At 60.8% G+C, this 24,978-nt stretch carries 24 protein-coding genes and 1 tRNA gene; 14 read left to right on the top strand and 11 right to left on the bottom strand.

Annotated features, from left to right (window positions below; all coding sequences use genetic code 11):
- Positions 1-342: 342 nt before the first annotated feature.
- The 3 genes from IPK17_RS06190 to IPK17_RS06180 are packed head-to-tail and all read left to right on the top strand — an operon-like array spanning position 343 to position 2,180.
- Entirely contained in the window at positions 343-864 is a 522-nt protein-coding gene (locus tag IPK17_RS06190) for an ester cyclase (protein ID WP_343416809.1), read from the top strand.
- 17 nt (positions 865-881) lie between these two features.
- On the top strand, positions 882-1,322 hold the full coding sequence (locus tag IPK17_RS06185) for an ester cyclase (RefSeq protein WP_343416808.1): 441 nt from the start codon (positions 882-884) through the stop codon (positions 1,320-1,322).
- A gap of 18 nt (positions 1,323-1,340) precedes the next feature.
- Positions 1,341-2,180: an ester cyclase gene (locus tag IPK17_RS06180; RefSeq protein WP_343416807.1), complete on the top strand. Its 840-nt coding sequence runs from the start codon at positions 1,341-1,343 to the stop codon at positions 2,178-2,180.
- A 220-nt stretch (positions 2,181-2,400) separates the two neighbouring features.
- On the opposite strand, the gene IPK17_RS06175 is transcribed toward IPK17_RS06180, so the two are convergent.
- Both IPK17_RS06175 and IPK17_RS06170 read right to left on the bottom strand, forming a co-directional pair.
- On the bottom strand, positions 2,401-3,168 hold the full coding sequence (locus tag IPK17_RS06175) for a metallophosphoesterase family protein (protein ID WP_343416806.1): 768 nt from the start codon (positions 3,166-3,168) through the stop codon (positions 2,401-2,403).
- 166 nt (positions 3,169-3,334) lie between these two features.
- On the bottom strand, positions 3,335-4,156 hold the full coding sequence (locus IPK17_RS06170; protein ID WP_343416805.1) for an MBL fold metallo-hydrolase: 822 nt from the start codon (positions 4,154-4,156) through the stop codon (positions 3,335-3,337).
- 180 nt (positions 4,157-4,336) lie between these two features.
- Between IPK17_RS06170 and IPK17_RS06165 the strand changes: the two genes are divergently transcribed.
- Positions 4,337-5,686 carry a 30S ribosomal protein S1 gene (locus tag IPK17_RS06165; RefSeq protein ID WP_343416804.1) on the top strand — a complete coding sequence of 450 codons (1,350 nt, stop codon included), beginning with the start codon at positions 4,337-4,339 and terminating at the stop codon, positions 5,684-5,686.
- 240 nt (positions 5,687-5,926) lie between these two features.
- Positions 5,927-8,431 carry an ATP-dependent Clp protease ATP-binding subunit gene (locus tag IPK17_RS06160; RefSeq protein ID WP_502748551.1) on the top strand — a complete coding sequence of 835 codons (2,505 nt, stop codon included), beginning with the start codon at positions 5,927-5,929 and terminating at the stop codon, positions 8,429-8,431.
- A gap of 176 nt (positions 8,432-8,607) precedes the next feature.
- Here IPK17_RS06160 and IPK17_RS06155 read toward each other — a convergent pair whose 3' ends face one another.
- Positions 8,608-9,786 (bottom strand): S1C family serine protease, encoded by a 1,179-nt coding sequence (locus tag IPK17_RS06155; RefSeq protein ID WP_343416802.1) that lies wholly within the window; start codon positions 9,784-9,786, stop codon positions 8,608-8,610.
- Between the two features lie 255 nt (positions 9,787-10,041).
- Here IPK17_RS06155 and IPK17_RS06150 point away from each other — a divergent pair, with 255 nt between their 5' ends.
- Positions 10,042-11,937: a hypothetical protein gene (locus tag IPK17_RS06150; RefSeq protein WP_343416801.1), complete on the top strand. Its 1,896-nt coding sequence runs from the start codon at positions 10,042-10,044 to the stop codon at positions 11,935-11,937.
- Between the two features lie 304 nt (positions 11,938-12,241).
- Positions 12,242-12,727: a nitroreductase family deazaflavin-dependent oxidoreductase gene (locus IPK17_RS06145; RefSeq protein ID WP_343416800.1), complete on the top strand. Its 486-nt coding sequence runs from the start codon at positions 12,242-12,244 to the stop codon at positions 12,725-12,727.
- A 166-nt stretch (positions 12,728-12,893) separates the two neighbouring features.
- Here the strand turns inward: IPK17_RS06145 and IPK17_RS06140 are convergent, their stop codons facing one another.
- Positions 12,894-13,148 carry a hypothetical protein gene (locus IPK17_RS06140; RefSeq protein WP_343416799.1) on the bottom strand — a complete coding sequence of 85 codons (255 nt, stop codon included), beginning with the start codon at positions 13,146-13,148 and terminating at the stop codon, positions 12,894-12,896.
- 77 nt (positions 13,149-13,225) lie between these two features.
- On the opposite strand from IPK17_RS06140, the gene IPK17_RS06135 reads away from it, so the two are divergent.
- From IPK17_RS06135 to IPK17_RS06115, 5 genes are all read left to right on the top strand, one after another.
- Positions 13,226-13,975 (top strand): N-acetylmuramoyl-L-alanine amidase family protein, encoded by a 750-nt coding sequence (locus IPK17_RS06135; protein WP_343416798.1) that lies wholly within the window; start codon positions 13,226-13,228, stop codon positions 13,973-13,975.
- A gap of 382 nt (positions 13,976-14,357) precedes the next feature.
- Positions 14,358-14,756 carry a glutaredoxin family protein gene (locus tag IPK17_RS06130; RefSeq protein ID WP_343416797.1) on the top strand — a complete coding sequence of 133 codons (399 nt, stop codon included), beginning with the start codon at positions 14,358-14,360 and terminating at the stop codon, positions 14,754-14,756.
- Between the two features lie 15 nt (positions 14,757-14,771).
- Positions 14,772-14,857, top strand: a tRNA-Ser gene (locus IPK17_RS06125).
- 37 nt (positions 14,858-14,894) lie between these two features.
- Positions 14,895-15,773 (top strand): EamA family transporter, encoded by an 879-nt coding sequence (locus IPK17_RS06120; RefSeq protein ID WP_343416796.1) that lies wholly within the window; start codon positions 14,895-14,897, stop codon positions 15,771-15,773.
- 73 nt (positions 15,774-15,846) lie between these two features.
- Positions 15,847-16,677 (top strand): maleylpyruvate isomerase family mycothiol-dependent enzyme, encoded by an 831-nt coding sequence (locus tag IPK17_RS06115; protein WP_343416795.1) that lies wholly within the window; start codon positions 15,847-15,849, stop codon positions 16,675-16,677.
- On the opposite strand, the gene IPK17_RS06110 is transcribed toward IPK17_RS06115, so the two are convergent.
- Positions 16,678-18,132 carry a hypothetical protein gene (locus tag IPK17_RS06110; RefSeq protein WP_343416794.1) on the bottom strand — a complete coding sequence of 485 codons (1,455 nt, stop codon included), beginning with the start codon at positions 18,130-18,132 and terminating at the stop codon, positions 16,678-16,680.
- 347 nt (positions 18,133-18,479) lie between these two features.
- Between IPK17_RS06110 and IPK17_RS06105 the strand changes: the two genes are divergently transcribed.
- Both IPK17_RS06105 and IPK17_RS06100 read left to right on the top strand, forming a co-directional pair.
- Positions 18,480-19,052, top strand: a complete 573-nt coding sequence (locus IPK17_RS06105; protein WP_343416793.1) for a GNAT family N-acetyltransferase — start codon at positions 18,480-18,482, stop codon at positions 19,050-19,052.
- Between the two features lie 153 nt (positions 19,053-19,205).
- Positions 19,206-19,610, top strand: a complete 405-nt coding sequence (locus tag IPK17_RS06100) for a hypothetical protein (RefSeq protein WP_343416792.1) — start codon at positions 19,206-19,208, stop codon at positions 19,608-19,610.
- A 270-nt stretch (positions 19,611-19,880) separates the two neighbouring features.
- Here the strand turns inward: IPK17_RS06100 and IPK17_RS06095 are convergent, their stop codons facing one another.
- The 6 genes from IPK17_RS06095 to IPK17_RS06070 all read right to left on the bottom strand — a co-directional run bounded on the left by IPK17_RS06095 (position 19,881) and on the right by IPK17_RS06070 (position 24,892).
- Complete coding sequence (locus tag IPK17_RS06095) at positions 19,881-20,822, bottom strand: PfkB family carbohydrate kinase (protein ID WP_343416791.1); 942 nt, start codon at positions 20,820-20,822, stop codon at positions 19,881-19,883.
- Positions 20,823-20,833: 11 nt separating this feature from the next.
- Positions 20,834-21,199, bottom strand: coding sequence for a hypothetical protein (locus tag IPK17_RS06090; protein ID WP_343416790.1), 366 nt, complete (start codon positions 21,197-21,199; stop codon positions 20,834-20,836).
- 33 nt (positions 21,200-21,232) lie between these two features.
- Positions 21,233-22,345, bottom strand: a complete 1,113-nt coding sequence (locus IPK17_RS06085) for a sortase (protein WP_343416789.1) — start codon at positions 22,343-22,345, stop codon at positions 21,233-21,235.
- Positions 22,335-23,144, bottom strand: coding sequence for a class I SAM-dependent methyltransferase (locus tag IPK17_RS06080; RefSeq protein WP_343416788.1), 810 nt, complete (start codon positions 23,142-23,144; stop codon positions 22,335-22,337). Before IPK17_RS06080 ends, IPK17_RS06085 begins: the two co-directional genes overlap by 11 nt.
- Positions 23,145-23,233: 89 nt before the next feature.
- Positions 23,234-23,974: an SAM-dependent methyltransferase gene (locus IPK17_RS06075; RefSeq protein WP_343416787.1), complete on the bottom strand. Its 741-nt coding sequence runs from the start codon at positions 23,972-23,974 to the stop codon at positions 23,234-23,236.
- A gap of 372 nt (positions 23,975-24,346) precedes the next feature.
- Positions 24,347-24,892 carry a YceI family protein gene (locus tag IPK17_RS06070; protein ID WP_343416786.1) on the bottom strand — a complete coding sequence of 182 codons (546 nt, stop codon included), beginning with the start codon at positions 24,890-24,892 and terminating at the stop codon, positions 24,347-24,349.
- Positions 24,893-24,978 lie beyond the last annotated feature (86 nt).

Below are 24,978 nucleotides of genomic sequence, written 5' to 3'. Positions count from 1 at the left end.
GCGAGTGGAAAGGCTGTACGAAAGCTTCTTGAACACCCTCGAGCCCCTCCCCTACGCATGATAGTTCCCTTTGGGCGCAACCAAAATAGCTCTAACCAACGCAAAGGACAGGACATTGACCCTGTCCTTCTTGCTGACCCGCTGATCCCGTCAATAGACAAACCGTATCTCCGCCTTTGGTAGGTTGCCTGAATATTTTATTTGCCCTATATTTCAAGCAATCCGTGCATGCAATTGATCGACTGGCGCCGCCTCAACCGTTCCCAAACGGTCGAGCACTGCGTCGTTGGTCGCCTGTGCGGGCAATTCTGTTCCGCAGTTCTATGACGAGAGGATACCCCCATGTCCCAACCGACTGCGAGTAACTCTGCTCGGGATGAGCAGGCCGATCAGATGTGGCGCACAGCTCACGCCGATATGCCCAAGCTCTCGGACGAGGAGATTCGCGAGCGCAACCGTAACACGATCCTCCAACTGCAAAACCTCATCAATCAGGAACTCTTTGAAGACGCCAAGAAACTGTTTAGCCACGATTTTGTGTTTCACGACGGCGGGATGACGTTTCCCGGCACGAATGCGCTGGTGGAGTACTTTGAAACGTTGACCGTGGCGATGGCCGATCTCGTTCTGGATTTTCAGTCGGTGATCGCGCAGTTTGACCGGGTCGCCGTGCGCATGGTCAACCGGGGGACGCATCTCGGCAACTACCGCGGAATGGCGCCGCCATCGGGCGCGCCCGTGACGTACACGGCCGTGTGCATTTTCGTTTTCAACGCAGATGGCCGTATCAAGGAAGCGTGGCAGGACTGCGATACGCTCGCCCTGCTCATGCAATTCGGCGTGATCAAGATGCCCGGCAGTTAGGCAGACAAGGACAGACAATGGCTACCGAACTCGAACAACGCAACAAAGCGCTGGTTCTGCAAACGCAGGATGAAGTATGGAACAAGGGCAATCTCGACTTCATCAATCAGGCGGTCGCGCCTGATTTCATCGATCACCCGACGCGGCGCGCGTGGGATGTCCCCGCGCAGGGACGCGACGCAATGGTGCAGGCGGCTAAGGCGCTGCGCTCCGCCATGCCAAATTATCACAGCGAACCAATTCAGATCGTCGCCGAAGATGACCGCGTGACCATCCTCGCGCGCATCACGGGTACGCAGAGCGGTACGCTGTTCAACCTGCCTGCGACGGGCAAATCGTTCAGCGTGACCGAAATCAGCGAATTCCGCCTCGCCAACGGCAAGATCGTGGAGCGCTGGGGTCTGGTCGATATGGTCGGCATGATGATGCAGTTGGGGCATGTCCCCGGCGGACACTAGGCGAGAAAGAGGACGAAAATGGCTGAATCAATGAAAAAACAGGTGTACCGCCGGTTTGTCGAAGAAGTGATCAACAAGGGGAATCTGGACATCATCCCCGAACTGTATCACCCGGATTATGTCGATCATTCCGCGCCTCCCGGCATCCCGCACACGGGCACGATCTTCGAACAGGTCGCGCAGATTCCGAAGATGTTCCGCGGCGCGTTCCCCGATGTGCATTTCGTGATCGAATCGATGGTCGATGAGGGCGACTGGGTCGCCACCCGCGTCACCGGGACGGCGCAGCACCTCGGACGGCCGTTTATGGGCGTGCCGCCCACCGGGCGCAAGGTCGTGTGGACATCCTTCGGGTTCTTCCGCGTGCAGGATAACAAGATCATCGAACACTGGGGCGCGCCGGATCTCGGCGGTCTGCGCGAGCAGATCACCAAGCCCGCCGAACCCGGTTCACTCGATGAAATGCGCGCGGTCGTCGCCCGCTACGTCTACGAAGTGAACATGCAGAACTACGACGCCTTCGACGAATTCGTCGATCCCGGCTTCATCGATCACAACCCGATCCCCGGTCAGAAGCCCGGCATCCCCGGCTTGAAGGACGCCTACCGCGCCTTCTCCGACGCCTTCCCGGATGTGTGGTTCACGTTCTCCGACTTGATCGCGGAAGGCGACACCGTCGTCGGGCGCGGCGTCATCGAAGGGACACACAACGGCAATTTCATGGGCATTCCGCCGACGAACAAGAAGATCTACTGGACGGGCACGCGCGTCTTCAAAGCGGCGAATGGCAAAGTGACCGAAGGCTGGATCAACTTCGACATGCTGGCGTTGATGCAGCAAATGGGCGTCGGCGGCTGATCGCGGCGCAGGGTAACGGTTGTAGGGACGAGGCAAGCCTCGTCCTGTTTGATTCTAACCTCACCCCCGAAACATCCAATCTCACCCTGCTGGCTGGCCGCCCCTGGGAGAGGGACCCGAACCGCATTGCCCCTGCCTGGAGGGGAGACAAACAGTCTTATCCCCCCCCCGGAGGGGATTTAGGGAGGTTAGACAAACGCCATCCCCGCCGCTTCGACGCTCAGCTCGACTTTTTCCGTGCATGGCGGTAGATGCCTGTCCGCAGCTCTTCGTTGTACGCGTCAAAATCTGGCTGCTGCGTCTGGTTCGACTGCGCAATCGCCGCATCGATGTCGTAAGGCAGGCGCACGAAATCGATGCACAGCGGAGCGGGCGCGGCGCTGTCGAGCATGCCGGTGAGGATGACGTAGGTCGCCAGCGTACAATCGAGCGGATTGCCGACACTGCCGACATTGAACAGCGTTTTGGTCGTGTCGCCAATCTCGACCGGGAGCAGGTAAGCGCCGTGAATGTCGCCGTAACCTGCCACATCGGGCAGCGGCTGATCCAAGCCCGTAAACGGCGTATTGTCGAACATGGCTTGCAGCTCCGCGTCACCAGAATTTGGATGGACGCGATGGTGTTCGCTCTGCGCGGAGGCGTGATACAGGCGAACGTGTTTGCCGCTCAAGCGAAAATCGTAGCTGTTGGGCAGGTCGCGCAGGTAGGCCAGCCGCTCTGCGCCCAACTGCGCCCGATACCACGCCGCGGCGGGCGACTCTTCGTTTTTGACGATCGCATCGTCCCAGTTGCCGCGCACGATCACCTGACAGACTTCGCGGCAGAGGTCGAGCGTTGCCGGCGAGGAGGGGCCTTTGCCCACCAGATCGCCGAGGTTGTAGATCAAGTCAATGCCGCGCCGCTTAATATCCGCGAGGACAATGTCGAGCGCGGGCATATTCCCGTGGACATCGGAAATCAACGCGATTTTGTCGATTTGAAACCTCATTTCGTGTTACGAACATTTGTAATTTCAGGGAGTAAGCTGGTTAACGCACCTTCTCGAAAATCATCGTGTAGGGGTAGACCTATGTGTCTGCCCGGTTTTGGGCGCACACACAGGTGCGCCCCTACATTCGTTCGTGGATTTCTTTCGAGAACCTACTTTTAGCACTTCATTTAATGATCCACACGCGCCGCTTCCCCGCGCGGAGCACGTGACCGAGGCCGGGAAACTCGAAATGATAGCCGAGCGTAAGCAGATTTTCCTGCTCCGCGCGCTCCATCAGCGCGCGGCGCGACGCAATTGCCTGTTCCGGCACGGCGTCGAACTTGATGCGCGCTTCCGGCAGATTCAACTGCGCGGGGATGTGCCAGCTATCCGCGATATGCAGCAGACGTTCCCCCTGTGACTCGATCAGCACGGCGCACTGCCCCGGCGAATGCCCGTAAGCGGGAAACAGCGTCATGCCCGGTAACACTTCTGCTGGCGGCGTGACCAGTTCCACGCGCGGATAGGCGGCGAAGGCGCTGCGGATAAAGGCTGCGCGGTCGGCGGGCAGCGCCGCGAGCGTCGCCTCATTCAGCCAGTGATCATGTTCGGCTTGCGCAGCGATCAAGCGGGCGTTGGGGAAAGTCGGCGTGCCCTCTTCGGTCAACAGCCCGCCAATGTGATCCATATGGAAGTGGGTGAGGATCACCGTGGTGATCGACTCGGGTGCGACACCGTGTTCATGCAGCGCCGGGATGAGCAGACCCGGCGCGCTTGCGTTGAACTTGCCTTCGCCCGTGTCGATCAAAATGCGCTCATTGCCGCTGTCCAGCAGCAGCACATTGCGACTGCCGGACACGGGCGCGTCGCCAATCTCCGTGCGCATCTGCTCCACATGATCCGGGTAGCGCGCGGCGGCGACTTCGGGCGCGCTCACGCCGACCCCATCGGTGAAAATCTGGCCGCGAACCGCGCCAATGTGAAAAATAAATGGAGGATTGGTCATGGCGTATCCTTATGCTTAAGGCCGACGCGTTAATTGTAGCGAAAGTTTTGTCGTGGCTGTCATCGCGTAGATGTGTTATTGCTCACTTATCGGAGGAGAACAATTAGGGACTTGTTGATTTCCTTTCGCAATATTGTATAATCCCTAGCGTACCCACTTACCTGCGGAGAGCAAGACGTCATGTCTTTGAATCAGTCAGGGCTGGAGAATACCGAAGAAGTGCAGTCGGGGGCTTCGGTAGAGCAGCCATCAGAGTCGAATAACGAAGAAACAACGACTCCAGTTGAGGGACTCGCGGTTCCTGCCGCGCCAGAAGCGCCTGCTAGCGAAATCGATGCGCCTGCCGCATCCGACGACGCTGTCAGCGCCTCCGACGTACCAGCGACTGAGACTCCTGTGGAGACGACTTCTTCTACCCCTGCTGTGGGATCAAGCCAACTGAAACGAGGCGATCTCGTCGAAGGGGTGATTAAATCGACTTCTCCGACGCAGATTCTTGTGGACGTGGGTACGCCGAACGATGGAGTCATTCTCGCCGATGAGCTGGAACGGCTCAACAAGCGCACGCTGGAATCGCTGCGCGTCGGCGAAAAGCTGAATGTCTACGTGGTCAACCCGCAGGGACGTGATGGTCACGTCATCCTCTCGTTGAACCGCGCCGCGGAAGAAATGGATTGGCAGCGTGCCGAAGAATTCCGCCAGAATCAGGAAGTCTACGAAACACGCATCGCCGGGTACAACAAGGGTGGGCTGATCGTTCGCTTTGGGCGTCTGCGCGGCTTCGTGCCGCAGAGCCAGATGAGCGCCGACCGCCGCCGTGTGCTCGGCGACCAGACGCCCGAAGAACAATGGAGCGGCATGGTCAACGAGCCGATCCTTGTCAAGGTGATGGAAGTGGACCGCGCGCGCAACCGCCTGATCCTCTCCGAACGCTCGGCCTCGCGCGAAAGCCGCGAACGCCGCAAGGAAAACCTGATCTCGCAGCTCACCGTCGGCGAAGTGCGCGACGGCAAGGTCGTCAGCCTGGAAGATTTCGGCGCGTTCGTCGACATCGGCGGGGCGGAAGGTCTGGTGCACCTGACCGAGCTGTCGTGGCAGCATGTGACGCACCCGCGCGAAGTTTTGCAGGTGGGGCAGGATGTGAAGGTCGAAGTCATCAGCATCGACACCGACCACAAGCGCATCGGCCTGAGCATGAAGCGGCAGGCGTCTGACCCATGGGATACGGTCGCGACCCGCTACGAAGTCGGGCAGCTCGTGCAGGGCATGGTCACCAAGCTGACCAAGTTCGGCGCGTTCGCTCAGCTCGTCGACGTGCCGGAGATCGAAGGCCTCATCCACATCAGCGAACTGTCGGACAAGCGCGTGAATCACCCGCGTGAAGTGGTCAACGAGAACGACAAGCTGACCCTGCGCGTGGTCAAAATCGACGTGAAGAACCGCCGCTTAGGCCTCAGCCTCAAGCGCGTGAACTCGGCTGAGTATCTCGATCAAGACTGGGCGACATCGTTCGGTGGCGACGAGAGCTAACCGCTCCACATTACAACACTATAACCGACGCTGTAAGACAGCGTCTCTTCTACGCCGCGTATTTTAAGGGAACATTCATTACGCGGCGTTTTAGCGTTTATATTTCTCCAACGGACTATGGTATACTATGAGGAAATCAGCGGTAGAGGGGCTGGCAATTTTGCCGTTCTAAGGGTTAGACAGCGCCGGAGAGATTAAGGCTCTACTGGCAACGGAGGTAGAAGAACCGTGCCGAACAAAATGGAACGCTTTACCCAGCGAGCGCGGCGCGTACTCAGCTTGGCTCAAGAAGAAGCCGAACGGCTCCAGCACAATTACATCGGCACCGAGCACCTCCTGCTCGGGCTGATCCGCGAAGAAGGCGGGGTGGCTGGTCGCGTTCTGCGTGAGCTGGGTCTGGAGCAGCGGCGAGTCGAAGAGTTGGTTGAACGCATGACTCGCGCCACAACGCGCACTGGCACTGTCCAGCCGGAATTATCGCCGGGAACGAAGCGCGTCCTTGAGCTCGCGGTCGATGAAGCCCGCCGGATGGGGCATCACTACATTGGGACTGAACACTTACTCCTCGGGCTGGTTCGTTTGACCGAAGGCGTAGCGATTGATATTTTGAAGCGTCTGGGCGTTAGTCCAGAAGAGGTGCGTCGCCAAACGCGCCGCGTATTACAGGAGAGTCCTGTGCAATCCAATCAGCCCAACCCAGAAGAACCCCGACAGCCGCGGCGTCCTGAGCGGCAGAGCGGCAAAACGCCGCTGGTCGACCAGCTTGCCACCGACCTGACTGCTTTGGCGCAGGAAGGCAAGCTCGACCCGGTGGTGGGGCGTGAGACCGAAATCGAACGTGTGATTCAGGTGCTCAGCCGTCGTCGTAAGAACAATCCGGCGCTCATCGGTGAACCGGGTGTCGGTAAGACGGCGATTGTGGAAGGCCTCGCGCAGCGCATCGTCAACGGCGAAACGCCGAAGCCGCTGCTGAATAAGCGCGTGCTGCAGTTGGATGTCGGGTCGCTCGTCGCGGGCACCATGTATCGCGGTCAGTTTGAGGAACGCCTCAAGCGCGTGATCGAAGAGTTGAAATCTTCCGACAGCATTCTGTTTATTGACGAAGTGCACATGCTGGTGGGCGCGGGTTCCGCGGGCAGCAGCGTGGATGCGGCGAACATCCTCAAGCCGGCGTTGGCGCGCGGTGAACTGCAATGCATCGGCGCGACCACGCTCGACGAATACCGCAAGCACATCGAAAGCGATGCCGCGCTGGAACGCCGTTTCCAGCCGATTATCGTGAACGAACCCACGATTGAAGAAACGATTGAAATTCTGCAGGGCATCAAGGGCGCGTATCAGGATCATCACAACGTCGAAATCACCGACGAAGCGATTGAGATCGCCGCGAACCTGTCCGCCCGCTATATCCCGGATCGCTTCCTCCCCGATAAGGCGATTGACCTGATCGACGAAGCGTCCGCCCGTCTGCGCATGTACAAGAGTCCGGAAGCCGCGCAGGTGCGCCGCGCGGAACAGGAACTCAGCCATGTCGAAGACGACCTGAAGCTGATCGAAGAAGAAGGCGCGTTCAACGACGAGATCGAACGCCTGCGCACGCAGCGGGAAACGCTGCAGGAAACGCTGGCGGCCTTCAAGTCCAACTGGAACGAAGAGACGCAGCAGCCGCGCCTTGGCGGTGAAGATATCGCCGAAGTCGTGTCGATGTGGACGGGCATCCCCACCATGCGCATCGCGGGCGAAGAAAGCGAACGCCTGATGCAGATGGAAGCGGCGCTGCACAACCGCATCGTCGGGCAGGAAGAAGCGATCATCGCCATCAGCAAGGCGGTGCGCCGCGCCCGCGCTGGTCTCAAAGACCCGCGCCGCCCCATCGGCTCATTCATGTTCCTCGGGCCGACGGGTGTCGGTAAGACGGAACTGACCAAGACGCTGGCGGAATTCCTGTTCGGCAGCGAAGACGCCCTCATTCAGCTCGACATGAGCGAATTCATGGAACGCCACTCGGTCGCCCGCCTCGTCGGTGCGCCTCCGGGATACGTCGGCTACGAAGACGCCGGTCAACTGACCGAAGCCATCCGCCGCCGCCCCTACAGCATCGTCGTGTTTGACGAAATCGAAAAGGCGCACCCGGAAACGTTCAACATGCTGCTGCAGATCATGGAAGAGGGCACCCTGACGGATGCGCGCGGTCGCCGCGTGGACTTCCGCAACGCCATCATCGTCATGACCAGCAACGTGGGCGCGGACCTGATCAAGAAGGGCACGACGCTCGGCTTCAACACGCCGCGCAATGAGACGGTGGACGACAAGCAGAGCTACGACGACATGCGCAAGAATGTCACCGAACAACTGCGCCGCATGTTCCGTCCGGAATTCCTGAACCGCGTCGACGCGACGGTCGTGTTCCGCGCGCTGAGCCGCGCCGAGATCAAGCAGATCGTCGATCTCGAACTGGCGAAGGTCAAGGAACGCCTGGTCGAACACGCGATGACGCTGGACATCACCGAAGAAGGCCGCGAATGGCTGGCGGAAAAGGGTTACGACCCTGAATTCGGGGCACGCCCGCTGCGCCGCTTGATCCAGAATGCAGTCGAAGACGAACTCTCCGATGGCATTCTCGGCGGCAAATTCAAGGTCGCGAGCATGATCCGCGTGACGGCGAAGGACGGCGAACTGGTGCTGGAAGCCGCCGAAGAAGAAGGCGAAGGCGAAACGACGGAGCTCGAAGCGCCGAGCGTGTAACGCCAAGCAGGACTGAGATGAAAGGACTGAGGACTGAGCTGGTTGGCTCACCCTCAGTCCTTTTTGATTCTTAGCCTACAGCCCCGACCCCTCTCCGAGCGGCGAGGGAACTTATAACAACCGGGCGGAGATCATATCTCCGCCCGGTTTGTTTCTTGAGAGGGGGTGAGGTTAACTTACGGGTTGCTGCTCGGACGCGCGCCCAGCGTGACCGGGAGCGTCAGCTCTTCGCTGCCATTGCGGACAATCGTCATCTGCACGGTTTGACCGGGCTGCGTGTAGGCGGCGAGGTACGACACCAGCGAGCTCATGCCCGTGATCGGCGTGCCGTCCAGCGCCGTGATGATGTCGACGTTCGTCGGCTGGATCACGCCGTTTTCGTCAATCGTCGCGCTGCGCGGCGGGTTCTGCAGGCCCGCCTGCCCCGCCGGTCCAGCCGGATCGGCGCTGGTCACGACGACGCCGCGCGCGTTGTTCGGCAGGTTGAGCGCCTCAATGTAGCCGAGGTTGATGTCCTGCCCGCCGATGCCGAGGTAGCTGTACTGCACCGAGCCACTGCTGATGAGCGTCTGCGCGACCCGCTGCGTCAAGTTGGACGGGATAGCGAAGCCGACGCCGGAATTGCTGCGCGACTGGCTCAGAATCTGCGCGTTCACGCCGATCACCTGCCCGTCGAGGTTGAGCAGCGGGCCGCCGCTGTTGCCGGGGTTGATCGCGGCATCCGTCTGGATCACCGAGCCGATCTGATACTGGTTGAGGCCTTCAATGCGCCGCCCCAACGCGCTGATGATGCCCGTCGTCATCGTCCACGGCTGGTTGAAGGGGCTGCCGATGGCGACCACTTCCTGACCGATGAACAGCGCGTCCGAATTGGCGAACGAGAGCGGGCGGAGCTGTTCCGCCGGGAGGTTGATTTGGACGACGGCGAGGTCGGGATCGAGGTCGATGCCGACGACTTCACCGCGCACAATCGTGCCGTCGATGAAGTTGACTTCTACCCGCGTCGCGCCTTCGACAACGTGCGCGTTGGTGACGATGTGCCCTTCGGTGTCGATCACGAAGCCGGTGCCCGTGCCTTCGATGATCTCATCGCCGAGGCCGGAATTGCCCTGCACGCTGGGGTGCCGCGCCGTCACATTGATCGACACGACTGACGGCGTCACCGACTGGTACAACTGCGAGAGGACGACTTCTTCTTGCGTGACGCTTTCCGGAAACAGAACCGGCTGTGGCGTCACGACCGGGAAACTAACAAAGGTGGTCTGCGCGGAGGTCGTGGTGACCGCCGTACCGACGTAAAACGCGGCGACGACCAGCATCGCAATGACGAGAAATGTGCCAATTCGCTTGGACATAGCTAAAGCGCCCCTTCAATTCATCTCAGCGTGTCTGAATCTTACGCTGCAATCTGTATTTTAGAACGCACGAATGAGGGGATTCTAAGACAACAATTAGCTGGATGTCAGATGAGTGTAAACTCGAATTTTACATTTCCTCTCGGTATACTCACAACCAGTTAAAAGTCGAAAGTCGAAAGTCGAAAGTAAAATACAAGCCGATCCTACTTTCCACTTTTAACTTTTAACTTTTAACTCCGGAGCTTTTCCTCTATGCCTCTGTTTGTCATCTTCATTTTCGGCGCGGTGATCATTGGTACGGGGGCGATGCTGTCGCCCGCGCTGCCCACCTCGCAGCCGCGTATCGGTCTGGCCGCCGCGCTCGGCCTTGGTCTGGTCATGGGCGGCTCGGTCGTCTGGTCGATGCTGTTCGGGTGGGACACCCTCGTCATCAACTACATTCTGTTCGCCCTCGTCACAAGTATCTTCCTGTTTGGCACGCTCTCCTACGGGCAAAAGCGCGCCGAACAGCGCGGCGAAGAACTGCTGGACGCCGATCAAGGTTGGACGAGTGGACGCGATTTGCTGCTGTTCGCGCTGGCCGCGTTGATCTTCGTCATCCCCGCGCTGATTTTGCCCGTCCCGCTCGACACCGACGCGCAGGGCTTCGGCTATCTGGCGCTCATAGCACGGCTCGGCGGCAGCTTCCAGACGCTTGCGCCGTTCCACCCGGAAGTGAGTTATCTGTATTCGCCGGGGCTATCGCTGCTCTCGGCGTACCTCTCCGGTCAGCTCTTGCAGACGATGAATAACGTGCAGTTTGGCATTGCCGCCGTGCTGGCCTTCATCCTGATCTGGCTGGCGTATGACTTCGGCTCGGAACTGCAGGACAAGCGGCTCGGGCGCGCGATGGCGCTCGCCATGCTGATCGGCGTGGGCACGCTGACCGCCTACATGGATTCGCATTTCACGACGCTGCTCGGATTGGTGTTCGCCTTCGCCTTCCTGATCTTCATGCTGCGCTATCTCAAACACCACTACACAGTCGATGCGATCTTCGGCGGGTTGATGCTGGGCGCGGTCGTGCTCAGCCACCCGGACACGACCATCATCCTCGGCCTCGGCTTCGCGCCGTGGCTGGCGACTATGTGGCTCGGTAAACCGCGCCCCACCCTTCGCGCGTGGCTGGTGATCGCGCTCGGCGTGCCGTTCATCGCGCTGATCGCCGTGCTGCCATGGCTGAGCACGGTGCTGCCGCTGCTCGGCACGGAGATCGTCTCGCCGTTCCACCGCGATCCGTCGTACTGGACGGTGATGATCGTCTATCACGGCGTGATCATCGTGCCGATTGCGCTGCTGGGCGCGGTGATCGGTTTGCGCCAGCGCAACACGGCGGCGCTCCTCGCGGTCGGCTGGCTCGTCCTTGCGCTCGACTTTTCGACCACGGGGATTTTGCCGTCGCTGCTCGGCGGGCTGCTCGCGCCCGTGCTGCGCTACGACTACCCCTTCAGCATCGCGTGGCATGCGCCGATCATCCCGTACACAATCCTCGGCGGCATTGCGCTGCTGTGGGTGTGGGATCGGTTCTTTGAGCAGCGCTTCGGCGTGACGCTGCATCGCGTCGCGCCTATAGCACTGGCCGCCGCCTGCGTCGTGCTGCTGATCGGCGGCATGCTCACCCCGCAGTTGGTCGAAATCAGCAAGGATCAGATCAACTTCTTCGGCGCGTTCTCGTCGCACGCCGATGTCGCCGCGATGAACTGGCTGCGCACCAATACGCCGGAAGACGCCATCGTGCTCAATCACCCCGCGCCGCACGAAGCCGACTGGGTGCCGGTGATTGCGGAACGCAACAGCATTTACTTCCGCCCACAGCCGTTCTTTCAGGGCATGGACGCGATCATCGCGGAGCAGGAACGACTGCGCGCCTTCTGGGACAACCCCGCCGACCCGGCCAACGCCGATCTGCTGCGGGAGTCCGGCGTCGACTATGTGATCGTGCCGCAGATTCTCACCGATCCGAACAGCATCGAAACGATGTACCGCTGGCGCGCGCCCTTCACCGCCGAGTTCCCGATGCAGTCGGCGGTCGCTGACGCACCGTACCTCGAACTGGTGTTTGATCAGGACGGGGCGCAGGTGTACCAAGTCGTAGAGAGCAGCCCGTAGCTAAAGTAGGTACTCGAAAGAACGCCAAGCATGGATGTAGGGGCGCACCTATGTGTGCGCCCGAAAATGGGCAGACACATAGGTCTGCCCCTACACGAAGACTTTCGAAAACCTACTTCTAGTTCAAAACATGGCTGGCATTTGTAGGGAGGGACTTGCCCCTCCCACTGGTTGGCGACGCTCTCTCATGTCTGCGACCGATCAAGCATCAAAAAATGAAGCTTCAGCGAGAAAAACCACCATCCCCCTGAACTGGCGTTACACTGCATATAGGTCAACGCTATGGTTTCGGGAGAGCGGGCACATGAGCACGGTACAGACTAAATCCGCCATTTTCCTATCGCTGTCAGGTCTGCTGCGCCACCCGTCGATGCGTCCGCTGGTCCGTTTCGGCTCCCGGATGCATGTGTTCCTCTACCGCGTCACGGGTGGGAAAGCCCAGATGGCCCAATATCCCACCATGCTGCTCACCGTCCGTGGACGCAAGACCGGCAAACTCTTCACCACCCCGCTGATTTACGTTCAGGATCAAGACCGCTATGTGATCGCCGCCGCCTATTCGGGCAGCGACCGCGATCCGATCTGGTGGTTGAACTTACAAGCCCATCCAGAAGCTGAGCTGCAAGTGCTGAATCAGCGGTTGAAGGTGCGCGCCGCCTTAGCCTTACCCGCCGAACGCCAGCGGCTGTGGCAAAGTCTCTCCGCCATGTACCCGTACTTTACCGATTATGAAGCCCGCACCACGCGTGAAATCCCGATCATCGTGCTCACTCCTATCACCGAGGCGTAAAAGCGGATTTCAGGAACCCGAGAAATGGGCGATCTGCGCGGCGCTCAAGTCAATTCTCGGAAATCGACCTTACGGCTAAATGCAGTGCAACCCCATAGCACCAGAACCCCATGTTCTACGGTACACTGTAGGCAGTAAACGCTAGCTTCTGGATACACATGTCAGATTACCGCGACGACGACGCGCAGTTCAAAGACTGGCTGAACAAGCGTCCACCCGAAAACGAAGATGAAAATGTTCCCGCTTCGGTGACATTCATGGAAATGATGCGCCGCACCGCGGCCAAGGCGAATGCGCCCGTGCCGCGCGTCGAACCGACGCCCGACCCGAATGATCTGCCGCCCGCGCCCCCGGTCGACGCGGCGCCGCCGGCAGGGGTGGAAGCGGCCCCGACTGCGCCCACCCAGACGGGGTGGAGCACCACCGCCGCCCAACAAGGGCAGCGGCAAGGGGGACGGCAACGGATCGCCGCGCCGCTCACAGCGTGGTCAGAAGCGCGTGCGTCGCCGCTTGAGTATGGTGGGCGGCTTTCTGCGCTCGATCATCGTGGTGGTGGTCGCCGCCGGGTTAATGGCGACGATCTTCACGTGGTGGACGCCGAATGGCTTCATCGCCGATGGTGTGCGCGCCGAACTGAGCATCGTAATGGCGACGCAGGCCGTGCCGACCATCGTCCCGACGTCCCAACCCACGCCCAACTGGGCGATGCGCATCGGCATCGTGTCCGGTCATCGCGGGCCGGAGGACGACCCCGGCGCGGTGTGTCCCGATGGCCTGACCGAAGCCGAAATTAACTTCGCGGTGGCGCAGCGCGTGGTCGATTCGCTGCGCGGCCTCGGCTACACCGTCGATCTGCTCGACGAGTTCGATCCGCGCCTGCAAAATTATCAGGCGGCGGCGCTCGTCTCGATTCACGCCAACACCTGCCAATCGTGGGGCATTGAAACGGTCTCCGGCTATCTGATCGCGGCGGCGGCGGCGCGGATTTCGGCGCGCGGCAATGACGACGCGTTGGTCGAATGTATCGCCGGGACGTATGCCGCCTCGACGCAGCTCCAGCGGCGCACGGGCGTCACCATCGACATGACCGATTACCATTCGTTCCGCGAAATTCACCCGCTCACGCCCGCCGCGATCATCGAACTCGGTTTCATGCTGGCGGATCGGGATCTGTTGGTGAATCGTCAGGAAGATATGGCGCGCGGCATCACCGACGGCGTGCTGTGCTACCTCAGCCCGCCCGTATGAGGCCAGATCAGATGCGGTTTACTAGATGCCTGCTTTTCGCCTAAGTAGGGGCAAAGTGCGTAGAACACTGTGAAAATAGGTTACAGGTCGGTTTTGGGATTTTGCGGACGCGATAAATCGCGTCCCTACGAGAAGATTGTCTTTGTGTAGGGACGCAATTCATTGCGTCCGCTGCCCCCAAACAGACTTCACGCTATTCTGCGGAGCTACCAGACACTCGGAATCTTGCTTTAGTGCTGTGTCCGGTAAATCGTCGAATATAGGATGTAGGGCCGCACAACTCGTGCTCCCCGACGAACAAGCCCCGCATGTGCAAACACTTGCCGGGCAGAGCAATGCGTTTCATGTATCGTTAGCGGTCTGGACACTGGAGTTCGTTCTGATGGCCAAAGAAATCGTGATGTATCTGCGCACCTCGCCGTGCCCGTTCGTGACCACGGCCAAGCGCGTCCTCAACGAGCATGCGCTCGACTACCGCGAAGTGTTCATCGACAAGGACGCCGATGCCCGCCAGCGCGTGCTCGACTGGACGGGCTTCCTCTCCGTCCCGACGATCATCGTCGCGGAACCGGGCGACATTCTGCCGCCGGAGACGCCCGCGCCGCTCGCCAAAGGCGCGAGTCCGCGTGGCATTGACCGCGGCATCATGATCACCGAGCCGAGTTTTCAGGAGTTGGAAACGTGGCTGCATAAGCACGGCTTCATCCCTGCCGACGCGCTCACTAGCGCGTGCTGCGAGGGTAAAATCCGCTATACTCAAGGGCGGGGCGCTCTGTTGTAATCGCGCGAATCGCTTGGAGAGGTCGCATAGTGGTTTAGTGCGCACGCTTGGAAAGCGTGTAAGGGGTAACACCTTCGCGGGTTCGAATCCCGCCCTCTCCGCTTCACACGCCGCGCACAGGCGTGTTTTTATTTTTGCGTGTGCGGGAAAAATCTTATTATCGGCTTAGCCCTCGGGCTCGTGCTCACGTCCGCCATCATGCACGCTACGTGGAACTTCCTCGCCAAGCGTATCGGCGGCGGCATGTCTTCGATCTGGCTGTTCAGCACGCTCGCTTCCGTCATCTACCTGCCCCTCGTCATCGTGATCATGGTCGTGCAGCAGCCAATCTTTGCGCCGGATGCGCTGTTAGCGTTCGTCGGCTCGGTGCTGCTGCACATTGCCTACTATTTCCTGCTGCAGCGTGGCTACAGCACGGGCGGGTTGTCGCTGGTCTACCCGCTGGCACGCGGATCTGGCCCGGCCTTATCAGTGATCGGCGCGATTGTGCTGCTGGGCGAAACGCCGAGCGGGGCGCAGTTGGTGGGCGCGCTGCTGGTCAGCATCGGCGTGCTGATTTTGACGGGCAACCCGCTGACTTTATTCCGGCGTGATAACCGCGCCGCCATCGCCTACGCACTGCTGTGCGGCTTGTCGATTGCCGCCTATACGCTGTGGGACAAAATCGCGGTCAGTTCGATCATGCTGTCGCCGATTCTGCTCACATGGGGCGGCAACGTCGCGCAGATGATCCTGCTCGCGCCCGCCGCCGTGAAAAGCTGGAGCACGGTTAAGGCATCATGGCGTGAACACCGCGGCGCGGTGCTCAGCATCTCCATCCTCGATTCGCTCTCCTACATCCTGTTCCTGATCGCCTTGACCTTCAGCGCGGTGAGCGTGCTCGCGCCGCTGCGCCAAACCAGCATTCTGATGGGCGCGCTGCTCGGCATCAGCTTCCTCGGCGAAGAGGTCTCGCGGCGGCGCTTCGGCGGCATTGGCATCATGCTGGCGGGCGTCATGGCGCTGGCGCTCGGATAACGCCGCTTGATCTCATGCGCGGAGACTGATTTAATACTCAGCTCGACTTGCTCAGCGAAAGGGACAGAAGCCCATGCGGATTCCCGTGGAAGCGCCCTCGACGGCGCATCTCTTTCCCCTCATGCGCGCGGAACTGCTGCGCGTACTGAACAGCCTCAGCGCTGACCAATGGAGCGCGCCGACGGCGTGCGCGGGGTGGTCCGTGCGCGATGTCGCGCTGCACATCCTCGGCGACGATGTAGGTTTGCTCTCCGGCTTGCGGGATGCAGATAATCCGCGCCGCCACTTTAACACCTTTGCCGATTTAATCAGTTTCATCAATGAGCGGAATGGCGTGTGGGTCGAGGCGACCCGGCGCATGAGCCGTCCGGTGCTGCTGTCGCTGCTCGATTTTCTCGGCGCGCAGTGGGCGGAATATGCCGCCTCGGTTGATCCGGCAGCGCCTGCTGGCCCCATCGGCTGGACGGGCAATGATCAGGATCCGATGGGCTTACACATTGCGCGCGAACTCACCGAGTACTGGATGCATCACCAGCACATTTGCGAGGCGGTCGGCGTGACCAGCCTCAAAGATGAACGCTTTTTCCACGCCGTATTGAGCACCTTCATTCACTGCCTGCCGCGCACCTATGCGGCGACCACCGCGCCAGACGGGACGCTCGTCCAGGTGGTGATCACCGGGACAGGCGGCGGCACCTGGCAGCTCGTACGCGAAGCGGATCGCTGGCGCTTGTATACGCAGACCGATCTGGTACCGACCAGCGTCGTCACGCTCGATGCCGACACCGCCTGGAAGCTGTTCACCAAAGGACTCGATCCCGCGGCCATCAGCGCGGGGCTGCACGTCGAGGGTGATCAGCGTTTGGGACGCGTCATGGAGACGGCTATCGCCATCATCGCGTGATCACGGCTTGCGCGAGTCCCCTAACGCGACCGCGCCCGTCTGCCCATTGACCACCGCCGCGCGCACTTCGCCGTCGCGCTCGTACAGCGTCGCGATCCACACCGGGACGAGCATGAGCATGAACGTCATTTGCAGCACATTCGCGTACACCTTCACCTCGACTGATTGGCCGCTGCCGCGCTCGTAGCGGTCGCGCATCGTCTGCGTGATGTGGCTGCGCGCCGTCAGCGAGGCGGCGTCGAAGTCGATGTCGTAGAGCGCCGCCGGGGTGCGCGCCAGCAGCTTGGGGTCGTAGGCTTGCGCTGAACTCAGCTCGTATTCGCTGATCTGCTTGAGGATTGTCGGCTGCTTCATGCCGAACACGGGCACGCCGACCATGCCATCCTGAAACTGGATATTCTCGTAGGGCTTGAACGTGCGCACTTGATCGCGGCTGTTGGGCATGCGCTGATCGGTGGTGGTCTGCGAGACATTGACCAGCGCGTCGAAGACCCACAGCGGCACGAACAGCCCTTCGATCACGGCGTGGGCGACGCGGTTGTCGTCGAGCAGCCCCGCCATGCGCTGATCCAGCTTGTTGAGGCGTTCGCGGATCGCCAGCTTCGCCTGATCCTCGGTCACGACGAACGGCAGCAGCGTATCCGGCTTTTCCACCGTCTTGAGCGCGTCGCTTTCGATCACGGCGTTCGCCCCGCAGAAGGGGCACACGTGCGACAACCGCCCCGCCGGGATCGTCCGTTCGGTGCCGCACTGTTTGCAGCGCAGCAGCCGTTCGCCGATCACCCACTGCACCGCCTGTGCCCGCCGCTTGAGCAGCGCCACACCGAGCGTGCCACCTTCGCGGTCGCTGCGCTTTTCCAGCGGCGCAAGATAGCCGCAGAATTTGCACACCACGCGCCCGCTCGTCTCATCGACCGTCAGGCCGCCGCCGCACACTGGGCAGATCAGCGTTTGCGTGGTTGCCTTAACCGCGCCCTCGGCTTGCTGGCGGCGCGGATCCGCCGCCTGAATGGAGCGCTCGGCCTCTTCGGGCGTCATTTCCCCATTGAGCACCATGAGCAGCCGCAGCGCCTCAATGTGACCGGGATCGCGCGCCAGCACATCGTCGAGATAGTGCCGTTTCTGCGTGGGATCATCCGTGAGCTTGGCCAGCCACAGGTAGGCATCGACGAAATCGGGCTGCAAATCCACCGCCTGCTTGAAGATTTGCACCGCGCGCGTCGGGTCACCCTGCCACAGATAGTCGTGCGCGGTCTCAAACACCGACTTGGTACGCGCTTCCAGCTTGCCGCGGTAGGTGAGCGTGACGCTGGGGCGTTCGCCTTTGGCCTTCATGCGCGTCTGCGCTTCGTCGAGCGTTTCGGGGACGCGGTGCTTATTCGGGCACACCCAGAACCCGGACTGCGTGTCGAGGCGCATGGGCTGCTGGCAGCGGGGACAGGCTTTTTCAGGCATAGCGGCATCCTTGAGGCGAATGAGCCAATCATGGTTTCAACGTCAGTTAGGGATAGTACCTATTCGCGTACTCTCTCACCCCCTAGCCCCGCTCCCACGCCAGTGGGGAGCGGGCAATCGGTCTCCCCTCCCTGAATTCGGGGAGGGGCCGAGGGTGGGGTCGAATGCGAACGATAGCTGCGCAATCTTGCGTTTAGGTAACTGCTGGATCGCTAGCTGACCTTGTTTTCAGTATAGGTGGGGTACGCACAAATTCGCCCTCAAGATACTGGGGGGAAATCCATTGTCAAACGTGCATTTATCCCGCATACTGATGCCATACTTACAATAAAGGGTTTAATTAATCGATGACCACCACTGACCTGTTCGATTTCTCGGCGTTCCCCAGGCTGACCACACCGCGCCTTGTGCTGCGCGAGGTCGAGCCGACCGACGTCGAGGCGGTTTTAGCGCTGCGCAGCGATCCCGAAGTGCAGCACTACAACGGCGAGCCGATGCAAAGCATCGACGAAGCGGAAAAGTTGGTTGACGACCTGCGCACGATCATCTTTCCCAACAAATACGGCATCCAGTGGGCGGTCACCGAACACGGTCAGGACAAGCTGATCGGCCTGTTCGGGCTGAACTACTGGGATCAGCACAACCGCCGCCTCGACCTCGGCTACGATCTCGCCCACGCGCACTGGGGCAAGGGCTATGCTTACGAAGGCCTCAAGGCGATCCTCGATTGGGGCTTTGCTAACTTGAATCTGAACCGCATCGAAGCGCATGTCGTCGATGGTAACGAGCGGTCAGTGCGCGTACTGGAACGCCTTGGCTTCCGCTTGGATGGTCGGCGGCGCGCCTTCTCGCTGGAACCCGACGGCCAATTCCACGACAGCCTGATCTACGGACTGCTGGGCGCCGATTATGTGAAGTAAACGGCGTTCGCCGGCTCGTCTTCAACGAAATTCACACAGGGGCGGCTTCGCAAAAATTGGGGATAAATTTACAGGATTGACGAAGTGTTATTCAAAGCGAGGACCGAGTGTCAGGTATGCTGATAATTGTCCTTATCAGCAGCAGGAGGCATTATGCCTGGCAGCTCCTCGAAAAATTTCCGCACGGTGATTTTGCAGCAGCGCGCCGACCAACTGCGCCTGCGCATGCTCAATCAGGCCGACATCGATTTTGAGATGGACGCTCTGGTGATTCAGCAGTACCGCGCTCAGGCGCGTGAACTCGGCAACCGCGACCTCGAACTGCACATTCTCGGCATCGAAGCGCAGCTGCATCTGGTCACCGGGCGCACGGAGGACGGCCTCGCCATCCTCGAAGAAGGGGTCGAACACGCCTTGGCGTGGGACAACCGCACCCGCTGGGTCGATTTCAAAGGCGCGATAGCGCGCGTCTACTCCGCGAATGGCGATTATGCTGCCGCGCAGTCTATCGACGCCGAGCTGCGCGCCGCGCTCACGCCGTCGGTCGCGATGTCGTAATCCGGTCTTCCTCGGAAAAGACGCGCTTGTAGGGACAAGGCATGCCTTGTCCTTTTTGTTTCTCTCGCAAAATGAGTCCAACCTCACCCCCAGCCCCTCTCCTTTAGGAGAGGGGTGACAGGCAGCGTTTTCAAGTCCCCTCGCCCTTGGGAGAGGGGATTTAGGGGTGAGGCTAGAGATTCTGGCTGGGGTGCGGTACGTTCATGTTTTGGATTTCCGAATCAAAAAGGGCGCACATCTGCGCCCTTTTGCATTCATTGAGATGATTGTCTACTGCGCGGCGAGGAACGCCTCGACCTGCGCGCGCGTCGGCAGTGACGGAATCGCGCCTTTGCCCGTCGTCGTGATCGCGCCGACCGCATTGGCGAAGCGCGCGATGCGTGCCAGCGAATCGGCATCCATCGGGAAGCCCTGTTCCAGCAGACCGACGAGTAAGCCCGCGACGAAACCGTCGCCCGCGCCCGTCGTATCGACCGCGTTGACCTTGAAGCCCGCCACGTCGATGCTCACGCCGTCGCGCGTGTAGAGGCTGACGCCCGCCGCGCCGCGCGTGACCGCGATCAAGCGCATGCCGTCGCGCCACAGCGGGTCGACCACCTGGCCGCCCGTCAGGAATTCGAGTTCTTCTTCGCTCACCTTGACCAGATGCGCGCCGTCCAGCCCGGCGATCAAGCCCGCGCGGGCGGTGTCGGCGTCCGGCCACAGCGACATACGCAAATTGGGATCGTAGGAGATGAACGCGCCGTTCTTCTGCGCGTGCTGGATCGCCGCCAGCGTCGCCGAGCGGCTCGGCTCGCCAATCATGGTGATCGAGCCGTAGTGAAACACCTTGACCGTGTCAATTACACGGTAGGCGACATCCGCGGGCGTCATGAGCATGTCCGCGCTCGGGTTGCGGTAAAACATGAACGAGCGTTCCCCATCCGCGCGCAGCGAGACAAACGCCAGCGCCGTGCGTGCCGCCGCCGAGAAGGTCATGCCGCTGGTGTTGACGCCTTCGGCGCGCAGCACGCCTTCGAGGAAGTGCCCGAATGGATCATCGCCCACCTGCCCGAGAAAGGCGCTCGGTTGGCCGAGCTTGGCCACGCCAACCGCGACATTTGCAGGGGCGCCGCCGGGGGCTTTGACAAATCCGGAGGCTTCGCCCACGGTCACGCCGCTTTCCAGAGCGACAAAGTCAATTAACAGTTCTCCAAAGGAGGCGACGCTCATGGCAGACTGTCCTATTTGGGGAGTACCACGGATAAGGCGACGAGGACGACGACCAACGCGCCAGCCAGCACGAACATGCTGCGCACATCGCGCATCACATGCTGGTACTGTTCGCGGAGTTGGGCTTCCGTGACGACGATGGTCGGGTTGCGTAGCGCCGCTTCCACCACCGACTGGGGCATTTCGCCCGCGTTCTTCTGGCGCCGTTCGGCATTGCGCCGTTCGCGCCATTCGCCACCTTCGGCGCGCTCCTGCTGCACTTCCTGCTGAATGCGCCGCTGAGCGGACGACACGGTCTTATACGGATTGGTGTAGGCGGAACGCATCTTGGCCGCCTGTTCACGGCTGGAACGCGATTTATTCGATTTGTTGGTCACTTGCGGACTCCTAGCCTGATAGCGCGGTCTATTCTAGCTGATTCGATCGGCAAAAACGACAATGCGCTGCGTGTTGACCTGATAGGGGTAGCAGGAGATCAGCGTGGCGGTCGCGCCCTGCCGATTCTCCAGCACGCTCACATCGTTCGGGTCGACGATGCGCGTTTCGGTGACGCGGTAGGTGTGGATGCGCGTCTCCGTCTGCACCGTAAATTCATCGCCGATTTGCAGTTCGTCCAGACGGCGGAACAACTGCCCGTAGATGTCATTGTGCGCGGCAAACACCACGTTGCCGGTATCGTCGCCGGGGTTGATGGCGTTGGGGAGCTGCCCGACACCCTGCTTGAGCGCGTCGAGGTCGACGCCCTGCACGACGCTGCCGTTGATGTCGATACGCGGGATGACGATGCTCAGCGCGGTTTCGCTGGTGCGCGGCGGGCGGCTGATGGGTGGCTGCACCCACTGGCTTTCGACCAGCGGTACAAGGTGCGACGGGACTTCACTGTAATTGAACTGCGGCACGCCGTTCACAAAGATGTGACCGCCGGGCAGCACCACATTTTCGAGGCGCACGGTCGGCGTCGGCGCGATGGTCGGGATCGTCAGGCGGCGCTGTTCATCGGCGAGCGCCTGCGCTGCCGAGGTCTCGCGTTCTAATGTCTGAATCGCTCCGAACAGGTTGACGGCGATCACGACGATGCCGAGCACTGCCGCGATTTCGACCACCATGAGCAGAACATCGAGCACGCGGCGCTGTTTGCGTTTATTCCGCGGTTTGGGCGGTGGAGGGGTGTCGCCATCGTCGAAGGCGGGCGCGGCGGGGCGTTCGACCACGCGCGGCGTATGCGCTTCGGGCGGCACGATCTGGATCGGTGCGGGACGCGCTTCGGGCGCGGCGATCAAGGGCGCGTCTTCGATATAACCGCCCTGCGTGAGCTGGGCGAGCGCGGCTTCGACCGGATCAAGCGGCTGGGGTGCGGGCTGCTGCTGCGGGACGGGCGCGGCTTCGACGGCGTCCGCCTCGACCATGCGGCCTTCGCGCTGCATCCGCGACAGGCGTTTCTGGCGTTCCTCGCGCTTTTTGATCGCGAGGATGCGCTCTAATTCTTCGATACTCAGCTCATCAACGGGACGTTTATCGCGCATGTTTCGAGACGACCGCGAACACTTCGCGTTCAAAGAACCAGCGGAACGGCGGGGTTTTGAAGAGCGCCCCGCGCAGCGAATCGATCACCGGGCTTTCGCCGCCATGCTGTGGCGGGCTTTCCAGCCACACCTTGCCGCGGAAGCCGATGCGGCGCAGCGTGCGCCCCAAACTCACCATCGACTGCTCGTTGACGTGTACGTGTTCATTGACGGACACGAGGAAATTACGCGGATTTTTAGGGTAGTTCGCGCCCTGTCCCATGAGCGTGCGCACAAAACGCACGACCGGGTAGGCGTAGCGGTCATACCAGATGTTGGGCGCGGTATGCACGATGAACAGGCCATCCGGCTTGAGCACACGATGCACTTCGGCGAGCGCGGCGTCCAGTTCCCACGGGTGCAGGTGTTCGACCACATCGAACATGAGCACGCGGTCAAAGCTGGCGGTGGCAAATGGGAGATTCTTCGCGTCAGCCAGATAGACGGCTGTTTTGCCGGGGGTCACGCCGTTGAGCGGTTCGATCACCTGCTTGGACATGTTGACGGCGACTTCGGCATAGTCGATGCCGTAGGCATCCGCGCCGAGCTGCGCGGCGTGGCGCAGAATTTCGCCGCGCCCACAGCCTACATCGAGGATTTGCATCCCCGGTCGGACTTCCGCCAGTGAGAAGGCCGAGGCGAGGCGGCGCGAGAGCTGTTCGCCTTCGCTGGTGTTGAATTCGTCGTAGCCTTCGCAGGCGGTCCGGAAATATTCTTCAGTATAGAGGGTGGATGAAACGGGCGCTTTTTGCTTGTCCAACGTGCGTGATCGATTCCTAATCGCATGACTTTAAGTGCGATTATAGCCGACACCTCACCCCACGCCAATTGTCTAATCCGCCCACCGGGCTAGCGCTGGCGGAGTACGAAAATCCCCCAGTTGAGGTAGCGCCGTCCATAGGCGAGATGGCTGCGCCGCTGCTGATCGAGGAACTTGCGCCCCTCGGCGTATTCCGGGTCGTCCGGGTTCGCCCGCAGCCATGCGTCGAGATTCCACCACTGCGGCGCGTAGTAGCGATCCCAGCCTTCGAGGGTGGCCAGCACCATCTCGACGAGTTCGAAGCCTGCCCCTTCAAACCGATCCAGCGTGCCGATCAGAGTGGCGAAATCGTCCGGACCAACGCCGAGCGCGGCGCAGGCTTCCGGCGGCGGCGTTTCGTTCCAGTACGGCTCACCGACCAGCAGCAGTGCATCCGGTTTGGCAGCCTGACGCATCAGATTCAGCGTGCCGATCAAGCCGCCGCCGATCCATGTCGCGCCAATGCAGCTCACAACGTCAAAGGCGTGTGCTTCTGCCGCATACGCGCCCGCGTCACCCTGCACAATGGTCACGCGGTCGGACACGCCCAGCTCGCTGATGCGGTCGCGCGCCGCGGCAGTGAATACGTGACTGAGATCCACGCCAACCGCCGAGATGCCCCAACGCTGTGCCCAGCGGGCGATCATTTCGCCTTTGCCACAGGCGAGGTCAAGCTGGCGCTGCGCAGGCGTCAACTGGCAGATCTCCCCGAGGAGCATGAGCTGTTCATCGTTGATGGGGTTGAGGATGCGATGGCTGCCTTCGCCAATTTCATGAAAACGTAAGGACATGAGCGTTCCTTTGTGACCTGTAATGAACCAGAATTATACCAAGTTAGCGTTGGAGAGTCGGCCTGACCCGTCACGAGAAATGGGTGATACTTGGCACATTCAGGCGGTCAGCAGCCAAAATAAAAACCTCACCCGGGGGGGAGGTGAGGTTTGTGAGCGGCATTGATGGCTGCCAAAGTGGGCATGGGTAAGTGCGTGAAGACCGTGAAGTCTCTGTTTTTGGCCTCACCCCTGCCCCTCTCCGAACGGAGGGAAACCCCCCCGTGAAGTCCCCCCTTGGGAGAGGGATTGAGGGTGAGGCTGATAGGATAACGCTCTTCTACGTAGCTACCGGCATATATCGTCCTGATTCAGGTCAGGTTGTGGTACAGCTTACGCCTGAGCGGTTTCGGGGACGAGGATCGCTTCGACGTCGAGGTTCAGCTTGATGTCCTTGCCGACGAGCACGCCACCCGCTTCGATGGCCATATTCCACGTCAGGCCCCAGTCTTCGCGGTTGATCTTGGCTTCGGCGCTGAAGCCCGCGCGCTTGCCGCCCCACGGGTCATTGGTCAGGCCGAGGAATTCCACGTCGAGCACGACCGGGCGGGTGACGTTGCGGATCGTCAGGTCGCCGTGCAGCTTGGCGGTGCTGTCGCTGGTCACATCAACGCGGGTGCTCTTGAAGACGATGTTCGGGTAGTTGGCGACATCGAGGAAGTCGGGGCTCTTCAGGTGACCGTCACGGTCGGCGAGGCCGGTGTGCACGCTGGAGGCGTCGATGGTCGCTTCCACGACGGTCGCAGCGGGGTTGGCCGGGTCGAACACGAGCGTGCCCGTGGGGGCGGCGTCAAAACGACCACGAACGGTCGTCACCATCATGTGACGGGCGGAAAAGCTGGCATAGGTGTGCGTCGGGTCGAAATTCCATGTAGCCACAGGTTCATCTCCTGATGAGTATGCTTAAATTCGAAACGGACTGTAGTCCGGATATGTCGAGAACTATAGCACAGGAGTTGGCGAAT

Source organism: Candidatus Flexifilum breve (genome assembly GCF_016713355.1).
The sequence above is the reverse complement of the archived record's forward strand: the minus strand, read 5'-3'. Positions and strand labels throughout refer to the sequence as shown.

Excerpts from the sequence above, each read along its gene's own strand:
- IPK17_RS06100 (WP_343416792.1), top strand. The coding sequence starts at position 19,206 with ATGCCTGGCAGCTCCTCGAAAAATTTCCGCACGGTGATTTTGCAGCAG.
- IPK17_RS06105 (WP_343416793.1), top strand. The coding sequence starts at position 18,480 with ATGACCACCACTGACCTGTTCGATTTCTCGGCGTTCCCCAGGCTGACC.
- IPK17_RS06130 (WP_343416797.1), top strand. The coding sequence starts at position 14,358 with ATGGCCAAAGAAATCGTGATGTATCTGCGCACCTCGCCGTGCCCGTTC.
- IPK17_RS06190 (WP_343416809.1), top strand. The coding sequence starts at position 343 with ATGTCCCAACCGACTGCGAGTAACTCTGCTCGGGATGAGCAGGCCGAT.
- IPK17_RS06170 (WP_343416805.1), bottom strand. The coding sequence starts at position 4,156 with ATGACCAATCCTCCATTTATTTTTCACATTGGCGCGGTTCGCGGCCAG.
- IPK17_RS06085 (WP_343416789.1), bottom strand. The coding sequence starts at position 22,345 with ATGCGCGATAAACGTCCCGTTGATGAGCTGAGTATCGAAGAATTAGAG.
- IPK17_RS06165 (WP_343416804.1), top strand. The coding sequence starts at position 4,337 with ATGTCTTTGAATCAGTCAGGGCTGGAGAATACCGAAGAAGTGCAGTCG.
- IPK17_RS06110 (WP_343416794.1), bottom strand. The coding sequence starts at position 18,132 with ATGCCTGAAAAAGCCTGTCCCCGCTGCCAGCAGCCCATGCGCCTCGAC.
- IPK17_RS06150 (WP_343416801.1), top strand. The coding sequence starts at position 10,042 with ATGCCTCTGTTTGTCATCTTCATTTTCGGCGCGGTGATCATTGGTACG.
- IPK17_RS06175 (WP_343416806.1), bottom strand. The coding sequence starts at position 3,168 with ATGAGGTTTCAAATCGACAAAATCGCGTTGATTTCCGATGTCCACGGG.
- IPK17_RS06180 (WP_343416807.1), top strand. The coding sequence starts at position 1,341 with ATGGCTGAATCAATGAAAAAACAGGTGTACCGCCGGTTTGTCGAAGAA.
- IPK17_RS06115 (WP_343416795.1), top strand. The coding sequence starts at position 15,847 with ATGCGGATTCCCGTGGAAGCGCCCTCGACGGCGCATCTCTTTCCCCTC.
- IPK17_RS06145 (WP_343416800.1), top strand. The coding sequence starts at position 12,242 with ATGAGCACGGTACAGACTAAATCCGCCATTTTCCTATCGCTGTCAGGT.
- IPK17_RS06095 (WP_343416791.1), bottom strand. The coding sequence starts at position 20,822 with ATGAGCGTCGCCTCCTTTGGAGAACTGTTAATTGACTTTGTCGCTCTG.
- IPK17_RS06160 (WP_502748551.1), top strand. The coding sequence starts at position 5,927 with ATGGAACGCTTTACCCAGCGAGCGCGGCGCGTACTCAGCTTGGCTCAA.
- IPK17_RS06185 (WP_343416808.1), top strand. The coding sequence starts at position 882 with ATGGCTACCGAACTCGAACAACGCAACAAAGCGCTGGTTCTGCAAACG.
- IPK17_RS06075 (WP_343416787.1), bottom strand. The coding sequence starts at position 23,974 with ATGTCCTTACGTTTTCATGAAATTGGCGAAGGCAGCCATCGCATCCTC.
- IPK17_RS06155 (WP_343416802.1), bottom strand. The coding sequence starts at position 9,786 with ATGTCCAAGCGAATTGGCACATTTCTCGTCATTGCGATGCTGGTCGTC.